At 64.9% G+C, this 21,519-nt stretch carries 25 protein-coding genes; 11 read left to right on the forward strand and 14 right to left on the reverse strand.

What is annotated here, in order from left to right; translation table 11 throughout:
• The first annotated feature begins 6 nt into the window (after positions 1–6).
• The 3 genes from ACXJMY_RS07175 to ACXJMY_RS07185 are packed head-to-tail and all read left to right on the forward strand — an operon-like array spanning position 7 to position 1,781.
• A complete protein-coding gene (locus ACXJMY_RS07175; protein ID WP_456618613.1) occupies positions 7–417 on the forward strand; it encodes a cupin domain-containing protein in 411 nt (136 codons plus the stop codon).
• A gap of 47 nt (positions 418–464) precedes the next feature.
• The gene (locus ACXJMY_RS07180; RefSeq protein ID WP_456618614.1) at positions 465–1,337 is read left to right on the forward strand and encodes a bifunctional helix-turn-helix transcriptional regulator/GNAT family N-acetyltransferase; all 873 of its coding nucleotides are present in this window, start codon (positions 465–467) and stop codon (positions 1,335–1,337) included.
• Positions 1,338–1,394: 57 nt separating this feature from the next.
• Entirely contained in the window at positions 1,395–1,781 is a 387-nt protein-coding gene (locus ACXJMY_RS07185; protein WP_456618615.1) for an ester cyclase, read from the forward strand.
• 23 nt (positions 1,782–1,804) lie between these two features.
• Here the strand turns inward: ACXJMY_RS07185 and ACXJMY_RS07190 are convergent, their stop codons facing one another.
• Both ACXJMY_RS07190 and ACXJMY_RS07195 read right to left on the reverse strand, forming a co-directional pair.
• Positions 1,805–3,025, reverse strand: coding sequence for an MFS transporter (locus ACXJMY_RS07190; RefSeq protein ID WP_456618616.1), 1,221 nt, complete (start codon positions 3,023–3,025; stop codon positions 1,805–1,807).
• A gap of 78 nt (positions 3,026–3,103) precedes the next feature.
• Positions 3,104–4,072, reverse strand: a complete 969-nt coding sequence (locus tag ACXJMY_RS07195) for a LysR substrate-binding domain-containing protein (RefSeq protein ID WP_456618617.1) — start codon at positions 4,070–4,072, stop codon at positions 3,104–3,106.
• 98 nt (positions 4,073–4,170) lie between these two features.
• Here ACXJMY_RS07195 and ACXJMY_RS07200 point away from each other — a divergent pair, with 98 nt between their 5' ends.
• Positions 4,171–5,241 carry an alkene reductase gene (locus tag ACXJMY_RS07200; RefSeq protein ID WP_456618618.1) on the forward strand — a complete coding sequence of 357 codons (1,071 nt, stop codon included), beginning with the start codon at positions 4,171–4,173 and terminating at the stop codon, positions 5,239–5,241.
• 31 nt (positions 5,242–5,272) lie between these two features.
• On the forward strand, positions 5,273–5,857 hold the full coding sequence (locus tag ACXJMY_RS07205) for an isochorismatase family protein (protein WP_456618619.1): 585 nt from the start codon (positions 5,273–5,275) through the stop codon (positions 5,855–5,857).
• 44 nt (positions 5,858–5,901) lie between these two features.
• Here the strand turns inward: ACXJMY_RS07205 and ACXJMY_RS07210 are convergent, their stop codons facing one another.
• Both ACXJMY_RS07210 and ACXJMY_RS07215 read right to left on the reverse strand, forming a co-directional pair.
• Positions 5,902–6,921 (reverse strand): esterase, encoded by a 1,020-nt coding sequence (locus ACXJMY_RS07210; protein WP_456618620.1) that lies wholly within the window; start codon positions 6,919–6,921, stop codon positions 5,902–5,904.
• Positions 6,922–7,034: 113 nt separating this feature from the next.
• A complete protein-coding gene (locus ACXJMY_RS07215; RefSeq protein ID WP_456618621.1) occupies positions 7,035–8,459 on the reverse strand; it encodes an amidase in 1,425 nt (474 codons plus the stop codon).
• Between the two features lie 233 nt (positions 8,460–8,692).
• Here ACXJMY_RS07215 and ACXJMY_RS07220 point away from each other — a divergent pair, with 233 nt between their 5' ends.
• Positions 8,693–9,154: a cupin domain-containing protein gene (locus ACXJMY_RS07220; RefSeq protein WP_456618622.1), complete on the forward strand. Its 462-nt coding sequence runs from the start codon at positions 8,693–8,695 to the stop codon at positions 9,152–9,154.
• Positions 9,155–9,165: 11 nt separating this feature from the next.
• Here the strand turns inward: ACXJMY_RS07220 and ACXJMY_RS07225 are convergent, their stop codons facing one another.
• Together ACXJMY_RS07225 and ACXJMY_RS07230 are read right to left on the reverse strand one after the other, a co-directional pair.
• On the reverse strand, positions 9,166–9,741 hold the full coding sequence (locus tag ACXJMY_RS07225; protein ID WP_456618623.1) for a DUF308 domain-containing protein: 576 nt from the start codon (positions 9,739–9,741) through the stop codon (positions 9,166–9,168).
• 101 nt (positions 9,742–9,842) lie between these two features.
• Positions 9,843–10,427, reverse strand: a complete 585-nt coding sequence (locus tag ACXJMY_RS07230; protein ID WP_456618624.1) for a TetR/AcrR family transcriptional regulator — start codon at positions 10,425–10,427, stop codon at positions 9,843–9,845.
• 77 nt (positions 10,428–10,504) lie between these two features.
• Here ACXJMY_RS07230 and ACXJMY_RS07235 point away from each other — a divergent pair, with 77 nt between their 5' ends.
• On the forward strand, positions 10,505–11,002 hold the full coding sequence (locus ACXJMY_RS07235; RefSeq protein ID WP_456618625.1) for a peptide deformylase: 498 nt from the start codon (positions 10,505–10,507) through the stop codon (positions 11,000–11,002).
• Positions 11,003–11,033: 31 nt separating this feature from the next.
• Here ACXJMY_RS07235 and ACXJMY_RS07240 read toward each other — a convergent pair whose 3' ends face one another.
• Positions 11,034–12,188: a DJ-1/PfpI family protein gene (locus ACXJMY_RS07240; protein ID WP_456618626.1), complete on the reverse strand. Its 1,155-nt coding sequence runs from the start codon at positions 12,186–12,188 to the stop codon at positions 11,034–11,036.
• Positions 12,189–12,283: 95 nt separating this feature from the next.
• On the opposite strand from ACXJMY_RS07240, the gene ACXJMY_RS07245 reads away from it, so the two are divergent.
• Positions 12,284–13,183: a LysR family transcriptional regulator gene (locus ACXJMY_RS07245; protein ID WP_456618627.1), complete on the forward strand. Its 900-nt coding sequence runs from the start codon at positions 12,284–12,286 to the stop codon at positions 13,181–13,183.
• A 65-nt stretch (positions 13,184–13,248) separates the two neighbouring features.
• Here the strand turns inward: ACXJMY_RS07245 and ACXJMY_RS07250 are convergent, their stop codons facing one another.
• The 6 genes from ACXJMY_RS07250 to ACXJMY_RS07275 all read right to left on the reverse strand — a co-directional run bounded on the left by ACXJMY_RS07250 (position 13,249) and on the right by ACXJMY_RS07275 (position 18,168).
• Positions 13,249–14,130 carry an AraC family transcriptional regulator gene (locus ACXJMY_RS07250; protein WP_456618628.1) on the reverse strand — a complete coding sequence of 294 codons (882 nt, stop codon included), beginning with the start codon at positions 14,128–14,130 and terminating at the stop codon, positions 13,249–13,251.
• A gap of 238 nt (positions 14,131–14,368) precedes the next feature.
• Positions 14,369–15,628 carry a serine hydrolase domain-containing protein gene (locus ACXJMY_RS07255; RefSeq protein WP_456618629.1) on the reverse strand — a complete coding sequence of 420 codons (1,260 nt, stop codon included), beginning with the start codon at positions 15,626–15,628 and terminating at the stop codon, positions 14,369–14,371.
• 130 nt (positions 15,629–15,758) lie between these two features.
• Positions 15,759–16,121: an ArsR/SmtB family transcription factor gene (locus ACXJMY_RS07260; protein WP_456618630.1), complete on the reverse strand. Its 363-nt coding sequence runs from the start codon at positions 16,119–16,121 to the stop codon at positions 15,759–15,761.
• The gene (locus tag ACXJMY_RS07265) at positions 16,121–16,783 is read right to left on the reverse strand and encodes an SRPBCC family protein (protein WP_456618631.1); all 663 of its coding nucleotides are present in this window, start codon (positions 16,781–16,783) and stop codon (positions 16,121–16,123) included. The genes ACXJMY_RS07260 and ACXJMY_RS07265 overlap by 1 nt, the downstream gene beginning before the upstream one ends.
• 187 nt (positions 16,784–16,970) lie before the next feature.
• A complete protein-coding gene (locus ACXJMY_RS07270) occupies positions 16,971–17,354 on the reverse strand; it encodes a glyoxalase (RefSeq protein WP_456618632.1) in 384 nt (127 codons plus the stop codon).
• A 73-nt stretch (positions 17,355–17,427) separates the two neighbouring features.
• Positions 17,428–18,168: an SGNH/GDSL hydrolase family protein gene (locus ACXJMY_RS07275; protein WP_456618633.1), complete on the reverse strand. Its 741-nt coding sequence runs from the start codon at positions 18,166–18,168 to the stop codon at positions 17,428–17,430.
• 149 nt (positions 18,169–18,317) lie between these two features.
• Here ACXJMY_RS07275 and ACXJMY_RS07280 point away from each other — a divergent pair, with 149 nt between their 5' ends.
• Both ACXJMY_RS07280 and ACXJMY_RS07285 read left to right on the forward strand, forming a co-directional pair.
• Positions 18,318–18,779 carry a GbsR/MarR family transcriptional regulator gene (locus ACXJMY_RS07280; protein ID WP_456618634.1) on the forward strand — a complete coding sequence of 154 codons (462 nt, stop codon included), beginning with the start codon at positions 18,318–18,320 and terminating at the stop codon, positions 18,777–18,779.
• A 63-nt stretch (positions 18,780–18,842) separates the two neighbouring features.
• Complete coding sequence (locus ACXJMY_RS07285) at positions 18,843–19,526, forward strand: methyltransferase family protein (protein WP_456618635.1); 684 nt, start codon at positions 18,843–18,845, stop codon at positions 19,524–19,526.
• Between the two features lie 78 nt (positions 19,527–19,604).
• On the opposite strand, the gene ACXJMY_RS07290 is transcribed toward ACXJMY_RS07285, so the two are convergent.
• Positions 19,605–20,501, reverse strand: a complete 897-nt coding sequence (locus tag ACXJMY_RS07290) for a LysR family transcriptional regulator (RefSeq protein WP_456618636.1) — start codon at positions 20,499–20,501, stop codon at positions 19,605–19,607.
• A 273-nt stretch (positions 20,502–20,774) separates the two neighbouring features.
• Between ACXJMY_RS07290 and ACXJMY_RS07295 the strand changes: the two genes are divergently transcribed.
• The gene (locus tag ACXJMY_RS07295; RefSeq protein ID WP_456618637.1) at positions 20,775–21,509 is read left to right on the forward strand and encodes an SDR family NAD(P)-dependent oxidoreductase; all 735 of its coding nucleotides are present in this window, start codon (positions 20,775–20,777) and stop codon (positions 21,507–21,509) included.
• Positions 21,510–21,519 lie beyond the last annotated feature (10 nt).

The raw sequence follows: 21,519 nt of genomic DNA on the forward strand, positions 1-21,519 counted from the left end.
CCGACCATGAGCCATCGTCTGTTGCGAACCGTGCGTGTCCTCGCGAGCGCAGCCGTGCTCGCTGCAAATCTCGTCACCTTGCCGGCGGCGGCGCAGCCGGCCGGCGTCACCCGCACCGACCTCCAGCGCCACGATCTCAGCGCGCCCGGACGCGAGGCCATCCAGGTCCGCGTCGATCTCGCGCCCGGCGTGGCGTTCGGCCGCCACACCCATCCGGGCGAGGAGATCATTTATGTGCTGACCGGCGCGATCGAGTACGAGGTCGAAGGCCGGGCGCCGGTGACGCTGAAGGCCGGCGACGTGCTCTTTATCCCGGCCGGAACGGTCCATGCGGCAAAGAATGTCGGCAACGACACCGCGAGCGAGCTTGCGACCTATATCGTCGAGAAGGACAAGCCGCTGCTAACGTTGAAGTGAGCAGCGCCCCGATTGACTGAAGATTATATCTGACTAAAGTCAGATATATGCTTGACCCCGTTTCCCGCGTCCGCCGCTTCAACCGCGCCGTCACCTCCGCCGTCGGCGCGCTCGATACCTCGTTCCTCGGACGCGGCCGCCCGCTCGGCGCGGCGCGCGTGCTCAACGCGATCGGCCATGGGCGTTCGGATGTGGCCGACATCCGCGACTATCTCGGCCTCGATTCCGGGCTGATGAGCCGCCTTCTGCGCTCGCTCGAGGATGAAGGGCTGATCGAGACGACCGCGCATGACGACGATGCCCGCCGCCGCGTCGCCAGACTGACCCGCGCCGGCCGGCGCGAGTTCAACGCCTACGAGGCGCTGTCGAACGCGCAGGCCGAGGACTTCCTCGCCCAGCATGCACAACGCGAGGCGCTGCTGGCGGCGATGGACCTGATCGCCTCGGCTCTGACCCGCAGCCGCATCACCCTGGATGACACGGATCCGCAGAGCGACGCGGCGCGCTACTGCCTCGGCGAGTACTATGCCGAGCTTGGCCGCCGCTTCAAACAGGGTTTTGACGTCTCGCTGTCGCGCGATCCCGATGCCAAGGACATGCGCCGCCCGCGCGGCACGTTCATCGTCGCGATGTCGGACACGCTGCCGATCGGTTGCGTCGGGCTGAAGGGAACCGATCACGGCTATGCCGAGATCAAGCGGCTGTGGGTCGCGCCAGCCGCACGCGGACTGGGGCTCGGCCGGCGCCTGATGGATGCAGTCGAGAGCGCCGCGCGCGAGCTCGGCATCGCGCTGTTGAGGCTCGACACCAACAGCGCGCTGGCGGAGGCCAGCCAGCTCTACCGCCGCACGGGCTGGAGCGAGATCCCGCGCTTCAACGACGACCCCTACCCGGATTTGTTCTTCGAAAAACGCCTTTGAGCGCGGGCGTCGATTCCCCTGCTGCGGCGTTATGGTCGGAGCCGCAGGAGCATTGCCGTGACAAGGTCCGATCTCGCCGATATCTACCGCAACTACATCGCCTGCCTGAACCGGCAGGACTGGCCGACACTCGGACAGTTCGTTCACGATGACGTCGCCCACAACGCGCGACCGTTCGGACTGGCCGGCTATCGCGCGATGCTTGAGCAGGATTTTCGCGAGATTCCGGACCTGCATTTCAAGATCGAGCTATTGGCATCGGACCCACCCCGGATTGCCTGCCGTCTCAAGTTCGATTGCACGCCGGTCGGAAAATTCCTCGGGCTCGATGTGAACGGCAGACGCGTGTCCTTTTTCGAGAACGTCTTCTACGAATTCCGCGACGCAAAGATCTGGCAGGTCTGGTCCGTGCTCGACAAGGCCGCGATCGAGGCGCAGCTCTAGCGCTGCGCCTCGGATGGCCCTGCTCAAGCCGCCGCAGCCGCCGCCTCGCCTTGCGGCTTCGCAAACGGCCGGAACGTCATCGCCATCAGGAACGCACCGAGGCCCATGGCCCAGGAGCCGATATAAAGCCAGGCGTAGCTCGAGAACGCGTCGTAGATCAGGCCGCCGGCGAGCGGGCCCGTGGCCATGCCGAGGCTGCCGGCCATCGCCGTGCCGCCGATCACCGTGCCCATCATCTTGAGCGGAAAGTTTTCGCGCGCCAGCACCGCATAGAGCGGCATGGTGCCGGCATAGATGAAGCCGAAGATGGCCCCGACCACGTAGAACGTCGCGAGCTGTTGCGCGAAGACATAGCCAAGCGCGCCGAAGGCCTGCAACAGCAGGCCCGAGACCAGCACGCGCTTGGCACCGAAACGGTCGCCCATCAGGCCGAAGGCGATGCGGCCGCCCATGCCGGCAAAACCCTCGATGCTGTAGATCGTCACCGCCGCGATCAGCGGGATGCCGCAGCTCACGGCATAGCTGACGGTGTGGATGATCGGGCCGGAATGGGTGGCGCAGCAGAAGAAATTGGTGGCGAGCAGGATCAGGAATTGCGGCGAGCGCAGCGCCTCGCCCATCGACATCTCGGCCTGCGGCGCGCCCTCGCCCGACGGCGCGGACGGCGCCTGCGCAAGCGCCGGCGGACGGCGCACCAGCAGCGACACCGGGATCATGATGGCGGCGACCACCAGCGCCACGATCTGCATCGAGGTGCGCCAGTCGTGGTTGGAGACGAGCCAGGCCGCGAGCGGCGCCATCGTCATCGGCGCCATGCCCATGCCGGCGGACACCAGCGAGACCGCGAGGCTGCGATGGGTGTCGAACCAGCCGGTCACGGTCGCCATCATCGGCGCGAAAATCGCGGCGCAGGACGCACCGACCAGCAGGCCGAACACGAACTGGAACGCGATGAGCGAGGTCGCATGGCTCGCGGCGAACAGGCTCAGCGCCAACACCAATGATCCCGTCAGCACCACCGGCCGCGGCCCGAACCGGTCCGTGGCCGTGCCCCAGGCCATGCTGGTGCAGGCCATCGCCAGAAAGCCGACCGTCATCGCGCTCGATATGCCGGTCACCGACCAGCCGGTGTCCTTTGCGATCGGCTGCAAGAACACTGGCAGTGAAAACATGCCGCCAATCGCGACGCAGCCCAGCAGGCCGCCGGCGGCGACGATCACCCAGCGATAGTTGGAGGAGTTCATTTTCTTGTCTCCGTCAGTCTGTCCGGCTGAAAGACGAATGGGATCGGATGGAACCGACAGGCCCACCGACGTTCCGTCTTATTTTTTTCTGGTCCGGCTCGGCCTTGCGGTCGACGAAGATACACCTTGGCGGGCTCGCCGGCCGCCGGTCTCGGCCGCTTCCGCATGTCGTTCGCCCCGTCCCAGATTTGCCCCGAGGAACTCGATGAAGCGCTGCGTTTTTGCCGGCAGCAGGCGCGTCTCGGTGATCGCGTAGACGGAGATCGGAGCGGCCTGCCAATGCGGCAGCACGCGACGCAGCCGGCCAGCCGCCAGGTCATCGGCGACGATCGCTTCCGCGAGCAGCGCAATGCCCTGGTCGTGCGCCGCAAGGCGGGCGATCATGCCGACGCTGTTGAGCGTGAAGCGGCCCTTGACCGCGACCTCGACCTTCCTGGTGCCGGCATGGAGCTTCCAGATCGACGCCCGCGGCATGCACAGGCACTGATGCCGCACAAGATCGTCCGGCTGCCTGGGCTCGCCAGCCAGTTCGAGATATTGCGGCGAGGCATAGAGGTAGCCCGGCAAGCGCGCGAGCTGACGCGCAATCAGACCGGAATCGGCGAGCTCCCCCATGCGGATTGCGACATCGAACGGCTCGGCAACGAGATCGACGCGCCGCGGCGTCAGGTCGAACTCAAAGCTGATGCCGGGATAGCGCCGGGCAAATTCAGCGATCAGCGGCGTGAGATAGATCGCGGCAAAATCCACCGGCAGGGAGACGCGGAGCACCCCGCTTGGCTGCGCCACCATCTCGCCGAGTTGCTCGTGCGCCAGCCTCGCCTCCTCGACGATGCGCTTGGAACGCTCGAAGTAGAGCTGGCCGGCCTCGGTCAGCTCGATCCTGCGCGTCGTGCGGTTCAGGAGCCGCAGTCCGATCGCCTTCTCGAGGCCGCTGATCCGGCGCGACAGCGTCGAGTTCGGCACGCCGATCGCTTCGGCCGCGCGCCGGAAGCTTTTGGCCTTCACGACCTCGACGAACAGGCCCATGTCGTTGAGGTGCTCCATGCGGATTGCTCCATTATTGGATCAGTGATTTCAATTTCCCTGTATTTATCCCATTTATGATCTGGCGGACAATGCCCTCAACAATGGAGAGCACACCCATGAGCCCGCTATTCACCCCGGTCGATATCGGCCGCGCCACGCTTCGCAACCGCCTGGTCATGGCGCCGATGACACGCTCGCGCGCCGACAATGCCGGCGTGCCCAGCGACCTGGTGGCGACCTATTACGCCCAGCGCGCCGGCGCCGGCCTGATCGTCAGCGAAGGCGTCTATCCGGCGGCGATGGGCAAGGGCTATCTGCGGACGCCGGGGATCGAGACCGATGCGCAGGTCGCCGCCTGGAAGCGCATCACCGCGGCCGTGCACGCACGCGGCGGCCGCATCTTCATGCAGCTGATGCATTGCGGGCGGATCTCGCACCCGTCGCTGCTGCCCGGCAACGCCCTTCCCGTGGCGCCATCGGCGATCAAGCCGGCCGGCCAATCCTGGACCAATGAGGGCCTCAAGGATTTCGTCACGCCGCGCGCGCTGAGCGTGGGCGAGATCGCCGACGTCGTCGCGAGCTACGGTACCGCGACCCGCCGCGCGCTTGAAGCGGGTTTCGATGGCGTCGAACTGCATGGCGCGACGGGTTACCTGCCCGAGCAGTTCCTCTCCTCCGGCAGCAATACGCGCGACGACCGCTATGGCGGCTCGATCCAGAACCGCGCGCGCTTCGTGCTCGAGGTGCTGGAGGCCATGACGGCGGAAGCCGGCGGCAATCGCGTCGGCATCAAGCTGTCGCCGGAGATGGGATTCAACGACATGTCCGACGCGGCGCCGCAGGAAACCTACACCTATCTCGTCGACCAGCTGCGTGGCTTCGGTCTGGCCTATCTGCACGTGGCCCTGTTCGGCGCCAAGGTCGACTACCACGCGCTGCTGCGACCCCGCTTCGAGGGCGCGTATCTGATCGGCGGCGGCCTCGACAAGGCCACGGCCGAGTCCGCGCTGACGAGCGGGCGCGCCGACGCCGCCGTGTTCGGCGGCGCGTTCCTCGCCAACCCCGACCTGCCCGAACGCCTGCAACAGGACGCGCCGCTCAACGCGCCGGACAGGACGACATTCTACAGCCCGGGCGCGCAGGGCTACACCGACTATCCCCTGCTGAGCGCCACCGAGAACGCATGAGGCGGGCGACCAGCCCGTGAGGAGAGACGTCATGACTTACGAGAAATTCAGCGCCGACAACGCCGCGCTGCTGCTGATCGATCATCAGGTCGGCACCATGAGCTGGGTCAAGTCGATCCCGTTCGAGGAGATGAAGCGGAACGCGCTGATGCTCGCCAAGGTCGCCGGGATCTACAAGCTGCCGGTGGTCCTGACCTCCAGCATGGAGGAGTATGCGCAAGGCCCGCTGCTGGACGAGCTCGCACAGATCCTGCCCAAGGCGTTCGCGGCCCGCGTCAAGCGCATCGGGATCGTCAACGCCATGGACGACGCGAATTTCGCCGCGGCAGTGAAGGCGACCGGCCGCAAGAAGCTGATCATCGCCGGCGTCACCAATGACGTGTGCACGGTATTTCCGGCGCTCAGCCTGGTGCGCGAGGGGTTTGAGGTGCAGGTCGTCGCCGACGCCGGCGGCTCGCCGAGCAAGCTCAGCGACGACATCGCACTGCGCCGGATGGAGCGTGGCGGCGTGACGCTCACGAGCACCAATCAGCTCGTCGCAGAACTCGTCGGCAATTGGACCACGCCTGAAGGAAGCCAGGCGGTGCAGATCATCATGGAGGCGTTCCAGGCCTGAGGGCGCGCCACAGGCCCTGCCCCTTCGGCAGCGACGATCGCCCGCTAATTCGCCAGACCCTGCTTTTCAATCCAGTCGTTGACCAGCCTGGCGATGTCGTCGGAGTTGCGGTCCATCATCATCATGTGGGTGTTGCCCTTGATTCCCATCCTGGGCAGCTCGAACGTATCGACCTTGCCGCCGGCGGCTGCGATCGCCTGACCCCACTTGGTCGGATTGACCACGAGCTTCGACCACACCGGGACCCGGTCGAGGAAATCGCCCCATACGATCAGATGCGGCACGCCCTTCAGCGTGGCCGCATCGGCCTTCGCAGGATCCGGCGCGCCGGAGGGCTCGAGCGCGATCAGCGCCTTCACCTTGTCCGGCGCGTTCAGCGCGGCGGTGAAGCCGAAATTGCCGCCCTGGCTGTGCACCAGGACGATGCAGGGGCACACTTTCTGCACCAGTGCGTCATAGGCTTTTTGCGTGGCCGCGTCGTTCGTCGCCCAGCGCGGGATGCTCTGCTTGGCGAACTGGTCGAACGCCTCGACCGGGAATTGCTCGCCATCGAACGCCTCGCGCTTGCCGCCGACCTCATAGCTCGGCCCGATGCGGAATAGCTCCCAGGCCTCTTTCTTGGGCCGGAAGAACGGCTCGCTCTTGAAGATCTCGGGATAGCGCGCCCAGGAGGCGCGGCCGCGCTCGACCGCATCCGAGACGTAGACATCATAACCCGCATTGAGGAAGAATTGCTGCCAGCCCGGCTTGCCGTCGGGCTTGGTCTCCCATGTGACGCCCGCAAGCCCGCCGCCATGCCACAACAATATCGGCAGCTTCGACTTCGGCGCGGCCTGCTTGACGAACTGGACATACATCTGCTCGACCTCGAACTCGCCGTTCGGATCGACCTTGATCGGCGGCGCGCCGGGCGAGAACACGATCTCCTTCGACGGGAGCCCGTTCAGCGTTTCGGTGTGTCCGCCGACATGGAAGCTGCCGACCTCCTTGACCAGGTAGTCGGCCGCGGCCGGCGTCGCCGCCGCCGTGATGGCTGTCGCCAGTGCGATCATAATCGCGCGCATAAATTGCTTCCTCCGCTATCGACGCTTCTTGTTGGCGACATTGTTAGGCCATGCGCCGATGCGGGGCAATTCCCACATCGCGGTTACGCCGGGGAACGCCTATCGATCGGACATCATTGTCCTTGAGGAAAAGCTCGCGCTGCTCCGTCGACGAGGCCTGGTCGCGCAGCATTGGCGCAGGCCTGCTCGACGCACCGGCTCGCGCGCAGGATATTCTCCTCGCCGAACATCGGCCCCACGATCTGCAGCCCGATCGGCAGCCCCGCGACAAATCCGCAGGGCACCGAGGCCGCGGGCTGGCGCGTCAGGTTGAACGGCCATGTCAGCGGCGTCCAATCGAACCATTGCGGGAAGCGCGCGGCGTCGGGCGTATCGATGCCGGCCGCGAAAGCGGTGATGGGAACGGTCGGCGTCAGCAGCAGGTCGTAATCCCCGTGAAACAGCTGCATCTGCTGGCTCAATGCGCGCATCTCGACATGGGCCGCCTGCAACTCGCTCGCCGAAAATTCCTGGGCGGCAACGATCAATCGCAGCAGGCCCGGATCGAGCGCCGCCAGTTGCGCGCCGGTGAAATCGCGCACCAGCGCGGCATGCGACGCGCCCCAGATCACTTCCAGCGCATGCTGCGCGCCGGACAGATCGAGAGCAACATCCTGCACGTCGGCGCCCGCCGTCACCAGCGCGTCGAGCGCCGGCCGCATGCCGGCCACCACGGCGGGATCGGCGACCGGAAAGCCGAGATCGGGCGACCAGGCGATCCGCAGGCCCGCGACACCGCGGTCGAGGCCGTCGAGATAATCGATGCCGCGATAGGGAATGGCAAAGGAATCACGCGGGTCCGGGCCCGTGAGCACGTTCAACAACAGCGCGCTGTCGGCGACATCGCGCGACAGGCCGCCATAGACCGCGAGCGTCCCCATGACGCCGGGGAAATTCGGCACCACGCCGTAACTCGGCTTCAATCCGAACACGCCACTGAACGCCGCCGGGATGCGAATGGAGCCGCCGCCGTCGCCACCGGTGGCGAGAGGGACCACACCGGCCGCCACCAAGGCGGCCGAGCCGCCACTGGAGCCGCCGGGCGTGCGGGAAATATCCCAGGGATTGCGCGTGATTCCAGTCAGCGGGCCGTGGGTGATGCCCTTCCAGCCGAATTCGGGGGTCGTCGTCTTGCAGAAGAACACGGCGCCGGCCTCGCGCAGCCGGGCGACACCGGGCGTATCCTGCGTGCTGGGCGCAGCCGGAGTGGCGTGGGAGCCGATGCGCATCGGCCAACCCGCGACCTGCGCGGTGTCCTTGATCGCGACAGGCACGCCGTCGAGCGGCCCGAGCGGTGTACCGCGGCGCCAACGTTCCGCGGACTCCGCCGCCAGACGCCGCCCCTGTGGCTCGTCCAACAGGCAGACCGCGTTCAGGATGGGATTGACCGCGTGCAGCCGCGCCAGGGTCGCGTCCAGCATATCGACCGGCGACAGCTCGCCGTTGGCAAAACGCCGGACCATCTCGCGGGCGGGAAGCCAGTTCAGATCGTCAGACATGGCGAGCGCATTCGCGTGTGGAGAAGCTTCGCGCATTTTGGGTCATCGCCTGTACCTGCATGCAACGGATGTCATGGCGCCGCCGCCACGTCATAGACCAATCGTCGGCCACCCGATCATGCAATTTTCAAAGAGAGCACATGCGCGTTTTGCCCATGGTTCCGCAGCCGAGGCCGCTGGCGCAGCCCCGAGGCCCCGCCTAGACTTGAATGCAAAATTTCTGGGAAGATCATATGCCGAAAATCGACGTCGCGGCCGTACCGGCCCGCAAAGGCTCCGGCTATCCCGCGCCCTTCGACGCCCCTTGCGCCGAGCGCATTCGCAAGCGGCTCGGCAATGCCGGCGGCCTATCGGATTTCGGTGTCAACCTGATGCGCCTGCCGCCCGGCAATTGGTCGAGCCAGCGGCACTGGCACTCGCACGAGGACGAATTCGTCTACGTGCTCGAAGGCGAACTGACGCTGATCGAGGACGAATGCGAAACCGTGCTGCGCGCCGGCGATTGCGCCGCCTTCCCGAAAGGCACCGGCAACGGCCATCACATGATCAACCGGTCGGACGCGATCGCCGTCTATCTCGAAGTGGGATCGCGCTCGCCCGACGACCTCATCACCTGCTCCGACGTTGACATGATGAGCCCGGCTTCTGACGGCCGTTTCCTGCACAAGGATGGCACGCCCTATCGGGACGAATGAACGGCAACGCCTCAGATGGCTGCGCGACGCCGCCATTCGGTTACGGTCAGCCATACCGCCGAGACCAGGAAGTAGATCGCGCCGACTGCAGCGTAGCCCGCGACATTGGCGATCGTTGGAGACATTGGCGTCGTGGCCTGAAAGATGAAGAAGCCGCCGGCCAGGGCCGACTGGCCACCACTCAGCACCATGGCCCATTGCGCGCCCAAACTCCTCCAGCGCCGGATTGCCGTCCCTAACTGGAGCAAGCCGGACAGGATCGCCCATGCCCCGAACACGCCGAGCACCCAATTCATGCTGACCTGCAAGGCAAGAAGCACCGCGACGGTGGTCGCCAGGCTGACCAGGACATTCAGCGCCTGCGTGCGGTTTTGATTCATGCCGCCGCTGCGCAACGCGTCCACGAAATTGGCCGCGGCATCCCAAGCCGGATAGAGCACGAGCAAGACACCGGCAATCAAGGACGACGCCCCGACGGAAAACGCAGCAACGACCCAGGCGACGGAGAACGCCGCCCGAATGAAGTAGTATTGCTTCAGCCATCGCTCGCGATCGGCAAGAACGAGATCCAATTGATAATGCGCCACTACGGCCTCCTTTACCTACTAGTTGGTAGTTTTCATTCGTAGCAAGATTGGCTTCACGCCAGCTTGCCTGCGGGGTGTCGTTGCCGTCTCGCTGATCTCTCTCAGGGCTTGGCGGACAGCCGATCCAGCAGCGGCGCGGTAATCACACCGAACATTTTTGGATCGCCATAGGCACGCGCCGACAGCATCGCGCCGTGAATGGTCGCCATGAAGCCTTCAGCCTCGACCCGGGCTGTGCCGGAGAACTGCAACCGCCCCTTCCGCTTGCCGCGCTCCATCACCGAAGTCAGCCACGAAGCCAGCGCGCGGAAGTGAGCCCGGACTTCAAGCGCAACCTCCTCCGGCAGTATAGGAAGCTCGCTGGCGAGAAGCGCACACACGCAGAACGGCGCCGTCGCGTCGCTGATGCACGCCTCCCAATACGCGACATAGGTTTTAAGCTGGTCGCGCGGGTCCGGGATGTTGCGCTCGAGCGCCGACAATCCCGCCTGGGCTTCCTCGCGGTAGCGCGACACGAGGGTGCGGACCAGATCGACCTTGCTGGCGAAATGGTGGTGGATGCTCGGTTTGCGGATGCCGACGATTTCGGCCACGTCGGCGTAGCTGAAGCCGTTGTAGCCGCCTGCGATGATCAGCGTGCGTGCGCAGGCCAGAATGTCGTCGGCAGTCGAGGAAAGGTTGGTCATGGCGATTTAACTACCTTCCAGTTGGTAGGTCGTCAAGAACGGGGTGCTTCAACCATCCGTGAGTGTTAGGAGCCTGCATGACCATTCGCCCGATCGTCCGCTATCCCGACCGCCGGCTCGCGATGCCGGCCCGCCCCGTCACCGCATTCGACGACGCATTGCGCGAGCTTGCGCAGGATCTGCTCGACACCATGCGCGCCGCGCCCGGCATCGGCATCACCGCGCCGCATATCGGCGTGCCCTTGCGCGTCGTGGTGCTCGAGCTCGACGCCAGGGACGGCGCGCGGACCTACGTCAATCCGGCGATCGAATGGGCTTCGCCCGAGATGATCCTGCACCGCGAAGGCAGCGTCTCGATGCCCGGCGTCAATGACGAGGTCCAACGCCACGCGCGGGTGCGGATCAGCTATCAGGATCTCGACGGCACCATGCAAAGCGAGGAGTCCGACGGCTTGCGCGCCGTTTGCCACCAGCACGAGATCGACCAGCTCGATGGCATGTTCTGGATCCAGCGGCTGTCGCGGCTGAAGCGGGAGCGGCTGGTGAAGAAATTTGAGAAGATGTCGCGGGGGTGACGCATCGGCCGCCCCTCGCGGGCCGGCATGACTAGGCATCGAACAGATCGAATGTCTCGATGACGGGATCGCTGCCGAGAAAGGCACCGAATTGGGCGAGGTCGCCGCGCGCCTGACGCCACGCGATATAGCCCTGTTGCTGCTCCAGGGAGTCCCAGCCCTGGACCAGCAGGAACTCGCTCGGCGTCTTGGTGTGCTGATAGGAGTGGCTGTAGCGACATCCCGACGCGAGCCTGGTCACCGGGATCACTTTGAGAAGATGCTGTTTGAATGCGTCAGCATTCTTCGCGCTGAGCCGCAGCGTGACCATGACGGCCCTCGCATTGGGCGGAGCCGCAACGGCCGGCGGCCGATCGGTGGCCGAAGCGGAGGCGCCTGTTGCAGCCAGGACTGCGCCTGCCGCGGTACCGGCAACCAGCGCATCACGGCGGGTGAGACTCTCGGACGATGACATCGGTATTTCCTGCTTCTGTTGGGTGGACACTGGATTGGACGTGCGCGGCTTTTCGTCGAGCGCCTGGAGCACGAGCCTCGCCACGTCCGCCGATGATGCCGGGTTTTGCCCGGTGATCAGATTTCCGTCGCGAATCGCAAAGGATTCGAAATTGGGTCCTCTCTCGAACCTCGCACCCAGTTCGCGCAGGCGGGTCTCGAGCAGGAAGGGAACGATTGCGGCTAGCGCCTCGGCCTCCTCCTCGGCATTGGTGAAGCCGGCGACAAGGCCGCCCGCGACGATCGGCCTGCCGTCGCGCCGCCGGGCCGACACGAGCCCTGCCACGCCATGGCACAATGCGGCGATCACGCGCCGCTCATCGAACGCCTCGCCGAGAGCAAGCGCCAACGCTTCGCTTCCCGGCAGGTCCCACATCGCCCCATGCCCGCCGGGCAGGAAGATCGCGTCGTAGTCCCCGGCACGGATCGCTTCGATCGCGGGCGTTGCCTCGATGGCGGCCATGGCCCGCGCATCGCCGAGGAAGCCTTGCACCGCGGGCGGAGCACCAGTCGTCTTCGAGCTGCGTTGATCGACCGGCATGCGGCCACCTCTCACGGAGGCGATCGTCACCTCGTGGCCGACATCAAGGAACATGCAATAGGGTACGGCCAGCTCCTCGAGCCAGACGCCCGTCGCGCGTCCGGTATCGCCGAGTTTGCCGTGAGAGGTCGTCACGAAGAGAACGTTCGGCATGTCATTCCTAGGTTGAAGTGGATATGCCCCCGAACATAGGGCTCGCCCTCACCTTGGAAAAATCGTATTATCTGAAAGCATCGATCAGAATTCTTATGAGTCAGCTGACCCATCTCCGGACCTTCCTTGCCGTCTACCGCGCCGGCAGCGTGACCAAGGCTTCGTTGCAACTCGCGATCACGCAGCCCGCAGCATCAGGCCACATCAAGGCACTCGAGGCCCACCTCAAGCGAAGCCTGTTCAGGCGCGTCGGGCGCGGCATTGAGCCAACCGCCGCGGCGGACTGGCTCGCGCGTGCCGCGGCTCCTTATCTCGACGGGCTCGAGGAAACGCTGGGGGTAGCAGCAATGCGCCCAAACGGCCTCGCCGGCCCGCTGCGCCTCGGCGGTCCGGCGGAATTCCTTGCGGGAAAAGTGCTTCCCGGCCTCGGCGGATTGCCTGAGCTCGGCATGCACCTGGAGACGAAATTCGGCCTGACGCAGGATCTGGTCGAGCATCTCGAGGCCGGGCAGCTCGATCTTGTGGTTGCAACCGTTCGGATTCCACGCAAGGCGATCGGATACCAGGGCATCTACCGCGAGGATTTCGTCCTCGTTGGCGCGCCGAAATGGGCTGCCAAGGTTCCACCCGAGCTCGTTGCGAAGCGCGGAGCGGAAGCCGTGATCGATCTGCCATGGCTCGCCTATGGTCCTGAGCTTCCCATCATCCGCCGCTATTTTCGCCAGGTCTTCCGGGCCAGGCCGCCAAAGAAGGTCGTGCAGATCGTTCCCGACCTCAGGGCCCTCGCGGCGTCGTGCGCGGCAGGCCTCGGACTGACCGTGCTGCCGAGCTATCTCTGCGCAACGCAGCTCAGGGATGGCACGCTCGTCCGGTTGCACGAGCCGACGGAAATCCCAGGCAACGAGATATTCCTTGCCTGGAACCGTCTCGGACTACAGCAGCCACGTGTCGCCTTCATGCGGCGACGGCTGCTTGAGACTGCCGCCGATTGGTGAGGCCAGTTCCAGCGTGGCCAGTCCGTCTCTTGCGACCGAAACGGACAGGCCGCCGCCGGCGGGCGCTATTTCAGCGGCAAGAAAACGTCCGCGACCGCCTCATGCTCCGGCACCTCCGGGAAGAGGCTCAGCCGCTGGCAATAGATCGGGAAGTCGCGTGCTTCCTCGCCGCTGGCCGGAAGCCAGTCGCGATAAAGATAGAGCGCGGCGGGCTCCAGATTGTCGGTGTAGCCGACGACGCGCAGCACGGCACAGCGTCCGCCGGGGATCTCACCGGCCTTGATCTGCTCGCCATTCGCCGCGATCGGTTGGTCGGTCCCGACGCAAAGGTCGATGCTATATTCGTCCTGCTGCGCGGGACGGCCCTCGGAATGCCAGACATTGAAGGTCGGACTTGTCCTGGGGTGCAGGCCGGCGCCCCTGCGCCACGCGATAAACCGCCGGATCGTGTCACCAAGTGTCTCGGGGCTTCCCCGATGCTCCATGATCGCCACCCTCGTCGCCGGCACTTCGCGGATCGTCACGTCGTCACTGGTAAAACTCGTCTGCATGAGCTTGCTCCTCGCATTGTCCAGAGGCCCGAAGGCCGCAAGCCACGGCTCCCAGTCGGGAGATTTCCGGAACGACGACGGCGATTGCCCGAACCGTTGCCGAAAGGCGCGGGCGAAGGCGTCCGGTGCGTCGTAGCCGGCATCCATCGCGATATCAGTGACGCTCTGCGCGTTATTGTAGGCCAGCTGATGCGACGCGCGCTTCAGACGGGCCAGCTGGACATAGCGATGCACCGACAATCCGAAGGTCGCCGCGAACTGCCGGTGGAAATGAAATTTCGAGAAGGCTGCAACCGCGCTTAAGCTGTCCAGATCCAGATCAGCGTCGAGATGCCGGTCGATATGGTCCAGCACCCGCCGCATCCGGTCCTGATAGTTTTGCAGCGCCGCCTTCATCGTCCCTCCTCCGTGGCGGCTCCAGTTAAGCGGTGACGGCCGTGATGCGCTCGACCGATCTTGCGGTTTGGCAGAACCGTAGCCCGGATGGAGCCAACGGGTCGGCGCGAAGCGCCGCCCGATGACAGGCTCCGCGCAATCCGGGGTTCGTTCCGCACAGGCAGTCGCGCGATGCGGTTGGTCTGTCCCGGATTACGCTTTCGCTCCATCCGGGCTACGAAGAGACCAAGTCGCGCCCCTACCCACCCGCCACCAGCTGCTTCGCCAGCGCCATGTAGGCCGGCAGCGTCACCGGATCGTTGGCGGCGTTGCCTGCCACGGGATGCGAGGCGTAGCGGGCGATCACCATCTCGGCCTTGGGATCGATGTAGACGCCCTGGCCGTGAACGCCGCGCGCCATGTAGGCGCCGTGGGCGTTGTGCGTGACCCACCACTGATTGCGGTAGGAGGCGCCGGGCAACGTGGTGTAGCCGGCCGGCTTGAACTTTTCGGGATCGCCGCCGCGCGAAATGTCCTCGACCACGGATGACGGCACGATCTGGCGGCCGTTGAAACGGCCGTGATTGCGCATGGTTTCACCGAAGCGGGTGAGATCGCGCAGCGTCGTCGAGAGACCGCCGCCGCCGCTTTCGGTGCCGATGCGGTCGACGTGATAATGCGCGTCTTCCTCCGCACCCATGGGAATCCAGATGCGTTCCGAGAGAAGATCTGACAGCGTCATGCCGCTGGCGCGCCGGCAGATCCAGGCGAGCACGTCGGTGTTGACGGTCTTGTAGGCAAAGGCCTTGCCGTGCTCGCCCTGCTTCTTCTGCGCGACGAGGAAATCGAAGATGGTGGTCGGGCCGTCATAGTCGGGCGGAATCGGCGCCATGCCGTTGGCGCGCCGCAATCCCCACACATGCGAATTCCTGTCGGTGTAGACCTCGGTGTATTCGAGCCCCGTGGTCATATCCATGACCTCGTGCACGCGCGCATCGCCGAAGGCGCTCGCCTTCAGCTCCGGCACATAATCCGTCACGGGCGCCTGCGGATCGATCCTGCCCTCGCTGACCAGCATGCCCGCCAGCACGCCGGTGAACGATTTCGTCACCGACATCGCGATGTGCGGCTTGTGCGGCTTCAGCGCGCCGAAATAACGCTCGTAGATCAGCTTACCCCGATGCAGCACGGCGATGCCGTCGGTGTAGGTCTCCTCCAGCATTTTTGCGAACGTCATGGGCCGACCGTCCATCGTGGTCGAGGCGACCGCGCCGATGTCATGGTCCTCGCGCGACAGCGGAGACGCCGGCCCTGCCCCGCGCCAGACGTTCACCGTCGGCACCAGCTGGCGGATGTTGCTCCAAGCCCAGCGGAGCTCGGGGAAACGGCGGAACGAGCCGTCCTGGAAGGCGATGATGCGGTCGGGGGCCGGCGGGAAGCCCGTCATCCAGCCGAGCGTTTCCGGGTCGGTTTCGGTGGCAGATGCGGGTTGTTGGCTGGCGGCGGTAGCGACGGACATGCAAGCAAGCTCCGGAAGCGGATGAAGAGCTCGCTCGTATCATGGCGTCACGTGGTCAACATCCAGCATTTGCGCCGAGGTGACCGTCGCCGTGCGCTTGGCAATGAGCGGGACACGCAGGTCTCCCCGATCAGGCCCTCTTCCCGCTCCGTTTGGTCATCGGCGCGTTACGCCGCTCCCGTTTGCCGCGCGCGATCTCGGTCGCCAGCGCGTCCAGCTTCGGCTCCCAGAAATTCCTGAATTGACCGATCCACGCATCCACCGCCTGAAGCCCCGCAATGTCGACCGAATAGAGTCGTCTTTGCGCCTCCGCCCGAACCGTCGCAAAGCCGCTCTCGCGCAGCACCTTCAGATGCTGCGACACGGCGGCCTGCGTGATCCCGAACTCGGCCCCGATCACCTCCACGACCTCCCCGGACGCCATCTCCCTGGGGGCGAGCAGCTCGAGGATGCGACGGCGCACGGGATCGGCGAGGACCTCGAAGACGTGCATCAGCTTCCTGTACCGGGGTGCGCGATGTCAGGCGGCATCTCGCCGCGATAGAAAGCGATGGTGCGGTCTGAGCGTTCCTTTGCCAAGGCCGGATCGACCCCGCTCGCGACATGCGCTGCGCGCCAGTACTCGCCGCTCGTCGTCATGAATTCCTTGCCCGCAGGAGAGCCCATCCATGCCTCGGCCGTCTCGTGGTCGACCGATGCCCCGGTCACAAGATATCGTTCAAGTCCCGCAATGGCGAGGTCCCAACCGATACCCACCGCGCCTGGACCGAACTGGCTCCAATGATCCTCGATGATCGCGGTGTGCTCCAGCGTCAGGCGTGCCTGGCTACGTTCTGCCGCCAGCCTGACATCGATCCAGCTCATCGCCCCGCCGAACTCCCACGTCGCTGCAAAATGAGTTGGCGGCGCACAAGCCGTGATGGTGCCGCCCGCATTCCCCTTGAGCTGGTACCTTCCGCCGAGCTGGAGGTCTCCCTCGACCGGCAGAAACCAGCGCGGGATGCGCTCCTTGCTCGTCACTGCGTCCCAGAGATCGTCGACGCTCGTGTCGTAAAGCCGCGTCAACGTGACCGCGCTGGCCGCTTTCCCATCCTTCTCGAAATCGCGCACCGAACGCGTGACAAGCCCCAATACCCTGGCGACGTCGATCTCCATCCCGGTTCTCCCTGTCGTTTCACGCCGATGGATATCGGTATCGACTTATATAAGTCAATACTTAATTTAACAGCGGATCCGGGCCCTGCCGCAGGTGTTCGTCGTCGTCCACAGTGTGAACGTGCGTGTGAGATGCTTCACAAGGTGCGACGATCGAGCGCCGAAGAGGCTTGCGCCAGCGCCAGACCTACTCCGTCATCAGCCGGCACGGCCAGCCCACGCGGACGAGCAGGTCGTCGGGGCCATTGAGCGCGAATTCATACATGCCCCACGGCTTGTGCTCGGCCGCACCGCTCGGCTCGGCGATCTCCGGCAACATCGCCGCGGCCAGGCCGCGGACCCGGGGCGTGTAGACGTAGACGCCAAACGGGTTGCTCCCCGGAGTGAGCCAGCCTTCCACCGCCTGCTGCAGGTGCACCTCGCCACCAACACCATCTGACAGCATCCGATAGTCTTCGTAGCCTTGATCGACCGGCCTGAAGAAGCCGAGCCTGTTCCACCACCGCTCCGCTGCATCGAGGTCGTTGCAGGGAATGATTGCGATCACGCTCGATGTCTGCCGCTCGTCCATGGCGCTGCTCCGTTGAATATCATGCAGTGATTGTACCTTGTGCCTTGCTCGTGACCTCGCTTCGAGGATCACCCTAGCAGGCGTCGATGAACTCTTGAATGCGATCCGCCACGATCCGTCCCACGCGGCTGTTCAGGTGCACGCCATCGGTATGGAAACGCCATCCATTCATGCGCGCGACCTCGTCGATGCTTCGCCGCAGCACGAGCACACGGAACGCGTCACGATAGAATGGCAAAAAACTGAATGACGTGAATGCCTGACCGGGTGAAGCGCGAAGCTCCTCCGCGATCGCTTCATAGAGTTCAATGTAGCGGCAGTTCTCCTCATCTGCGACGGCAGCCACGATATCGGAATATTCCTTGACCCGGCGGTTGAGCTCCTTCTGGAACGGGTCCTCCGAATCCAGGTTCTCGCCGATCGGGCAGAGTGAGCAAAGCCCGATATCTGCAGCCGCGTCGCTCTTCAGCCTGCGGGCCAGTTCGGTGAGGTTCTCGCGGAACCAGCCAGGCGACGGGGCGCATGGAAGGTGCTTCGAAATCGAGAAGAAGCGCCGCGCCCGCCTTGACACGAGGGCGAGGACATCGTTGCCACCAACCCAAACGACGACCTTGCCGGGACGACAGGCAAGCACCGCAGGCAATCGCTTGAGCGCATTGTAGGCCAGGTCACCACCGACACCGAAGTTCTCGAACTCAACTTGCGCATTGCGCGGCCGGGTGCGCAGCTCGGCGATCCAGTCGAAGGCCTGCCCTTTGCCTGCCGTGCTGCTCGATCCGAGGCACGCCACGGTTTTCTGCTCGACGACCGTCATGGTGCTATGGCTCCCGCCGAAGCGTGAACGCCGGCGACATGATGCCGATCCTGCAAAACACGGGCAACAGCGCACTGACAGGGAGGCATGAGCCCCCGCTTGACACTTGCAGCCGGCCTTTAATTCTATATATTCGGGATATGCCGAATATGTCAAACAAAACCAGCAGGGACGAGCAGCGGTTCACAGAGGACGTGGCACGGCTGCTCACGCCCTGGGGCGTACCGCCCGTCGCCGCCCGTCTCTATGGCTATTTGCTTCTCTGCCCTCGCCCCGTCAGCCTCGATCAGATCACCGAAGACCTCGGGATCAGCAAGAGCAGCGCAAGCGTCGCCGCTCGACTGTTGGAGAGTTACACGCTGGCGCGTCGCCATAGCGAACCTGGGACGAAACGCGCGCTTTATGCCGTAGCAGACGACTACGAAGTCATGGTCCGGCAGCAGAATCGTCTGCTCGACGCGTTGGCCGGGCAGTTGAACGCCGGGGCTGAAATAGCTGCGTCCAAGGCGGCAAGCGCGCGTCTCAGGGAGATGGCCGACTTCTATCGGGTCATGCGCGGCGCCATGGAGGACGCCATCAGCCGCTGGACGCGCGGCCGACGACGGCAATGAGGAATCCCGCAGCGGCGCTGACCGTGCGGAAGACTCCGAACCTTCGACGGGAAAGGCAGAAAGATGGGTCTCGTACTAAATCTCATCGTCCAAACGATCGTCTGGTTCGCCTTCATGGGCGCGATCATCTTTGGTGCTGCAGGCACGACGGACTACACCGGCGGGTGGTTCTATCTCGGAGTGATGGTCGGGCTCTCGGTCGTGTTTGGAACAACCATGGCGCGGGTCGATCCGAGCCTGCTCAGAGAGCGCCTCAAGCCGCCCGTACAGAAAGATCAGCCGCTCGCGGACAAGCTGATTCTCGTCCCAATCCTGCTCCTCATATTTGGAGGAATGGGCTTCATGGCGGCAGATGCGGCGCGCTGGCGCTGGTCAGCAATGCCATCTTCCGTGCAGTGGGCAGGCTGCGGGCTCCTCCTGGCGGCGATGTTGTTCATTTACTGGACCATGCGCACGAACAGCTTCGCGGCGCCGGTCGTGAAACTGCAAAGGGACCGCGGGCAGGCGGTCATCACAACAGGCCCCTATGCCATCGTCCGCCATCCCATGTATTTCGGCACGCTCTTCTACATCGCCGGGACATCGCTCGTGCTCGGCTCGTGGTGGGGACTTGCGACGGTCCCCATCCTCGCCCTCTTGTTTGGCATCCGGATCGGCGTCGAGGAGCAGACGCTGCGCGCGGGCCTCGAGGGCTATGACGACTACGCGCGCCGTGTGCGCCGGCGCCTGATTCCGTTCATCTGGTGAGACGGTTCATCCTGCATGGCAACGCGAGAACGATCGCCTGCTATTGCTGACGCAACATCGCCTTAGTATGACGCCGCGTCAGTCGCGCGATACGGACAGCCCCGCGAGAAGCGGCGCATACGCGGCGAGCCTGCGGGATACGAACTCGGTGAAGAGCCGCACGCGCTTGGTCTTGCGTGTCTCGCCCTGTGTGAGAAGCCAGAGCGTTCCGTACATGTGCAGGCCGGTGCCCGGCACCCTCACCAGCAGGGGGTCGGCATCGCCGACGAAGCACGGCAGTGTCGTGATCCCGAGCCCTTGCCGTACGGCAACGATCTGCGCTCCGGCATCTGTGACCCTGAACGGAACCTCGGCGGTGCGAACCTCACCCGCGCTGGCCCAATCCGGAATTCCGTGAATGCTGATGACGATCCACCTGACAGGATCAGGCGCGCCGGCACGCCACGCGGCCAGTCGATCCCGGGACATGTAGACGCCGCCGAACACCTCCGGTCCCTTCAGGCCGTGAAGATTGAGCGGCAGGGTTTTGCGGTCGTAGACGACGCGGATCGCCACGTCGGCCTCCCGGTTGGTCAGATTTGCCAGCTCGCCGTACGACAGGATCTCCATCTCGATGTCAGGATGCTGACGCGCGAAATCGGCGAAATCAGGCATGAGCAGGTGAGTCGCAAGCGGCGGCGCCAGCGTCACCCGCAGACGCCCGCGCACGCTCTGGTCGCGCCCAAAGACGCGCGTCTCCAGCTGGTGCGACGACGCTTCCATCTGGTCCGCGAACTCGAGGACCTCCTCGCCCGCAGCCGTCAGGCGATAGCCCGACGGCAACTTCTCGAACATGTGGACCCCGAGGCGTTCCTCGAGCTGGGCGATGCGTCGCAGCACGGTCGCGTGGTTCACGCCGAGGCGCTCGGCGGCAGCCCGCACCGAGCCGCCGCGCGCGACGGCAAGAAAATAGCGAACGTCGTCCCAGTCGATCATGGTGCAATCCCGCACCGCGCGGTGCGCCTTCCAAAGCCCGTACCTAACACATCGAACAGCAGTACAGGCAGTCTTCACAGCCTGTGCCGACGAGCGTGGCCCAATTCCGAACCGCGGATACCGATCGTCGCGGCTGGCGTCGGCCGCCCAGCCGGATCGATTTCGCACCACCGATGTGCGCGCTTCCGCACTCAACGCATGCCTCCCGCGGACCTATGTCGAGCCTCTCGGGGGCGTCCCCGAACGACCGAAGACGGAGTCTGAAAGGAAGTCATGGGAAAGCTTGAAGGTAAGATCGCAGTCGTCACGGGTGGATCGAGCGGCATGGCGCTGGCGAGCGCCAGGCGGTTCGTTGAAGAAGGCGCCTATGTCTTCATCACGGGCCGGAGGCAGGAAGCGCTCGACGAGGCCGTCAGGCTGATTGGCCGGAACGTGACCGGCGTGCGCGGCGACGCAGCCAATCTCGACGACCTCGACCGCCTGTTCGACACGGTCAAGCGGGACAAGGGCAAGATCGACGTCCTGTACGCCAGCGCCGGCATGGGCGAAGCCGTCCCGCTGGGCGAGATCACCGAGCAGCATTTCGATGCGACCTTCGGCCTGAACACGCGCGGCACGCTGTTCGCGGTTCAGAAGGCGCTGCCGCTGTTTCGCGATGGCGGGTCGATCTTCATGACCGGGTCGGTTGCGTCGGTGAAAGGTTTTCCCGGCTACGGCGTGTACGCGGCGAGCAAGGCGGCGTTGCGCTCATTCGCACGCACCTGGCTCAACGAACTGAAGGGCCGGAATATCCGGGTGAACGTGCTGAGCCCGGGGCCGATCGCCACACCGATGCAGGACCAGGTTCTCACCGAGGAAGCGAAGCGGATGTTCGAATCCCTGATCCCCAGGGGAACGATGGGTCGTCCCGAGGAAATCGCGGCGGTCGCGCTGTTTCTGGCGTCAGACGATTCGAGCTTCGTGAACGGGGTGGAGTTGTCCGTCGACGGCGGCTTCTCGGCCATCTGAAAAAGGAGGA

The organism is Bradyrhizobium sp. P5_C12 (assembly GCF_054049735.1).

Excerpts from the sequence above, each read along its gene's own strand:
- ACXJMY_RS07175 (WP_456618613.1), top strand. The coding sequence starts at position 7 with ATGAGCCATCGTCTGTTGCGAACCGTGCGTGTCCTCGCGAGCGCAGCC.
- ACXJMY_RS07180 (WP_456618614.1), top strand. The coding sequence starts at position 465 with ATGCTTGACCCCGTTTCCCGCGTCCGCCGCTTCAACCGCGCCGTCACC.
- ACXJMY_RS07190 (WP_456618616.1), bottom strand. The coding sequence starts at position 3,025 with ATGAACTCCTCCAACTATCGCTGGGTGATCGTCGCCGCCGGCGGCCTG.
- ACXJMY_RS07195 (WP_456618617.1), bottom strand. The coding sequence starts at position 4,072 with ATGGAGCACCTCAACGACATGGGCCTGTTCGTCGAGGTCGTGAAGGCC.
- ACXJMY_RS07200 (WP_456618618.1), top strand. The coding sequence starts at position 4,171 with ATGAGCCCGCTATTCACCCCGGTCGATATCGGCCGCGCCACGCTTCGC.
- ACXJMY_RS07205 (WP_456618619.1), top strand. The coding sequence starts at position 5,273 with ATGACTTACGAGAAATTCAGCGCCGACAACGCCGCGCTGCTGCTGATC.
- ACXJMY_RS07210 (WP_456618620.1), bottom strand. The coding sequence starts at position 6,921 with ATGCGCGCGATTATGATCGCACTGGCGACAGCCATCACGGCGGCGGCG.
- ACXJMY_RS07215 (WP_456618621.1), bottom strand. The coding sequence starts at position 8,459 with ATGTCTGACGATCTGAACTGGCTTCCCGCCCGCGAGATGGTCCGGCGT.
- ACXJMY_RS07220 (WP_456618622.1), top strand. The coding sequence starts at position 8,693 with ATGCCGAAAATCGACGTCGCGGCCGTACCGGCCCGCAAAGGCTCCGGC.
- ACXJMY_RS07230 (WP_456618624.1), bottom strand. The coding sequence starts at position 10,427 with ATGACCAACCTTTCCTCGACTGCCGACGACATTCTGGCCTGCGCACGC.
- ACXJMY_RS07235 (WP_456618625.1), top strand. The coding sequence starts at position 10,505 with ATGACCATTCGCCCGATCGTCCGCTATCCCGACCGCCGGCTCGCGATG.
- ACXJMY_RS07240 (WP_456618626.1), bottom strand. The coding sequence starts at position 12,188 with ATGCCGAACGTTCTCTTCGTGACGACCTCTCACGGCAAACTCGGCGAT.
- ACXJMY_RS07245 (WP_456618627.1), top strand. The coding sequence starts at position 12,284 with ATGAGTCAGCTGACCCATCTCCGGACCTTCCTTGCCGTCTACCGCGCC.
- ACXJMY_RS07250 (WP_456618628.1), bottom strand. The coding sequence starts at position 14,130 with ATGAAGGCGGCGCTGCAAAACTATCAGGACCGGATGCGGCGGGTGCTG.
- ACXJMY_RS07255 (WP_456618629.1), bottom strand. The coding sequence starts at position 15,628 with ATGTCCGTCGCTACCGCCGCCAGCCAACAACCCGCATCTGCCACCGAA.
- ACXJMY_RS07260 (WP_456618630.1), bottom strand. The coding sequence starts at position 16,121 with ATGCACGTCTTCGAGGTCCTCGCCGATCCCGTGCGCCGTCGCATCCTC.
- ACXJMY_RS07265 (WP_456618631.1), bottom strand. The coding sequence starts at position 16,783 with ATGGAGATCGACGTCGCCAGGGTATTGGGGCTTGTCACGCGTTCGGTG.
- ACXJMY_RS07270 (WP_456618632.1), bottom strand. The coding sequence starts at position 17,354 with ATGGACGAGCGGCAGACATCGAGCGTGATCGCAATCATTCCCTGCAAC.
- ACXJMY_RS07275 (WP_456618633.1), bottom strand. The coding sequence starts at position 18,168 with ATGACGGTCGTCGAGCAGAAAACCGTGGCGTGCCTCGGATCGAGCAGC.
- ACXJMY_RS07280 (WP_456618634.1), top strand. The coding sequence starts at position 18,318 with ATGTCAAACAAAACCAGCAGGGACGAGCAGCGGTTCACAGAGGACGTG.
- ACXJMY_RS07285 (WP_456618635.1), top strand. The coding sequence starts at position 18,843 with ATGGGTCTCGTACTAAATCTCATCGTCCAAACGATCGTCTGGTTCGCC.
- ACXJMY_RS07290 (WP_456618636.1), bottom strand. The coding sequence starts at position 20,501 with ATGATCGACTGGGACGACGTTCGCTATTTTCTTGCCGTCGCGCGCGGC.
- ACXJMY_RS07295 (WP_456618637.1), top strand. The coding sequence starts at position 20,775 with ATGGGAAAGCTTGAAGGTAAGATCGCAGTCGTCACGGGTGGATCGAGC.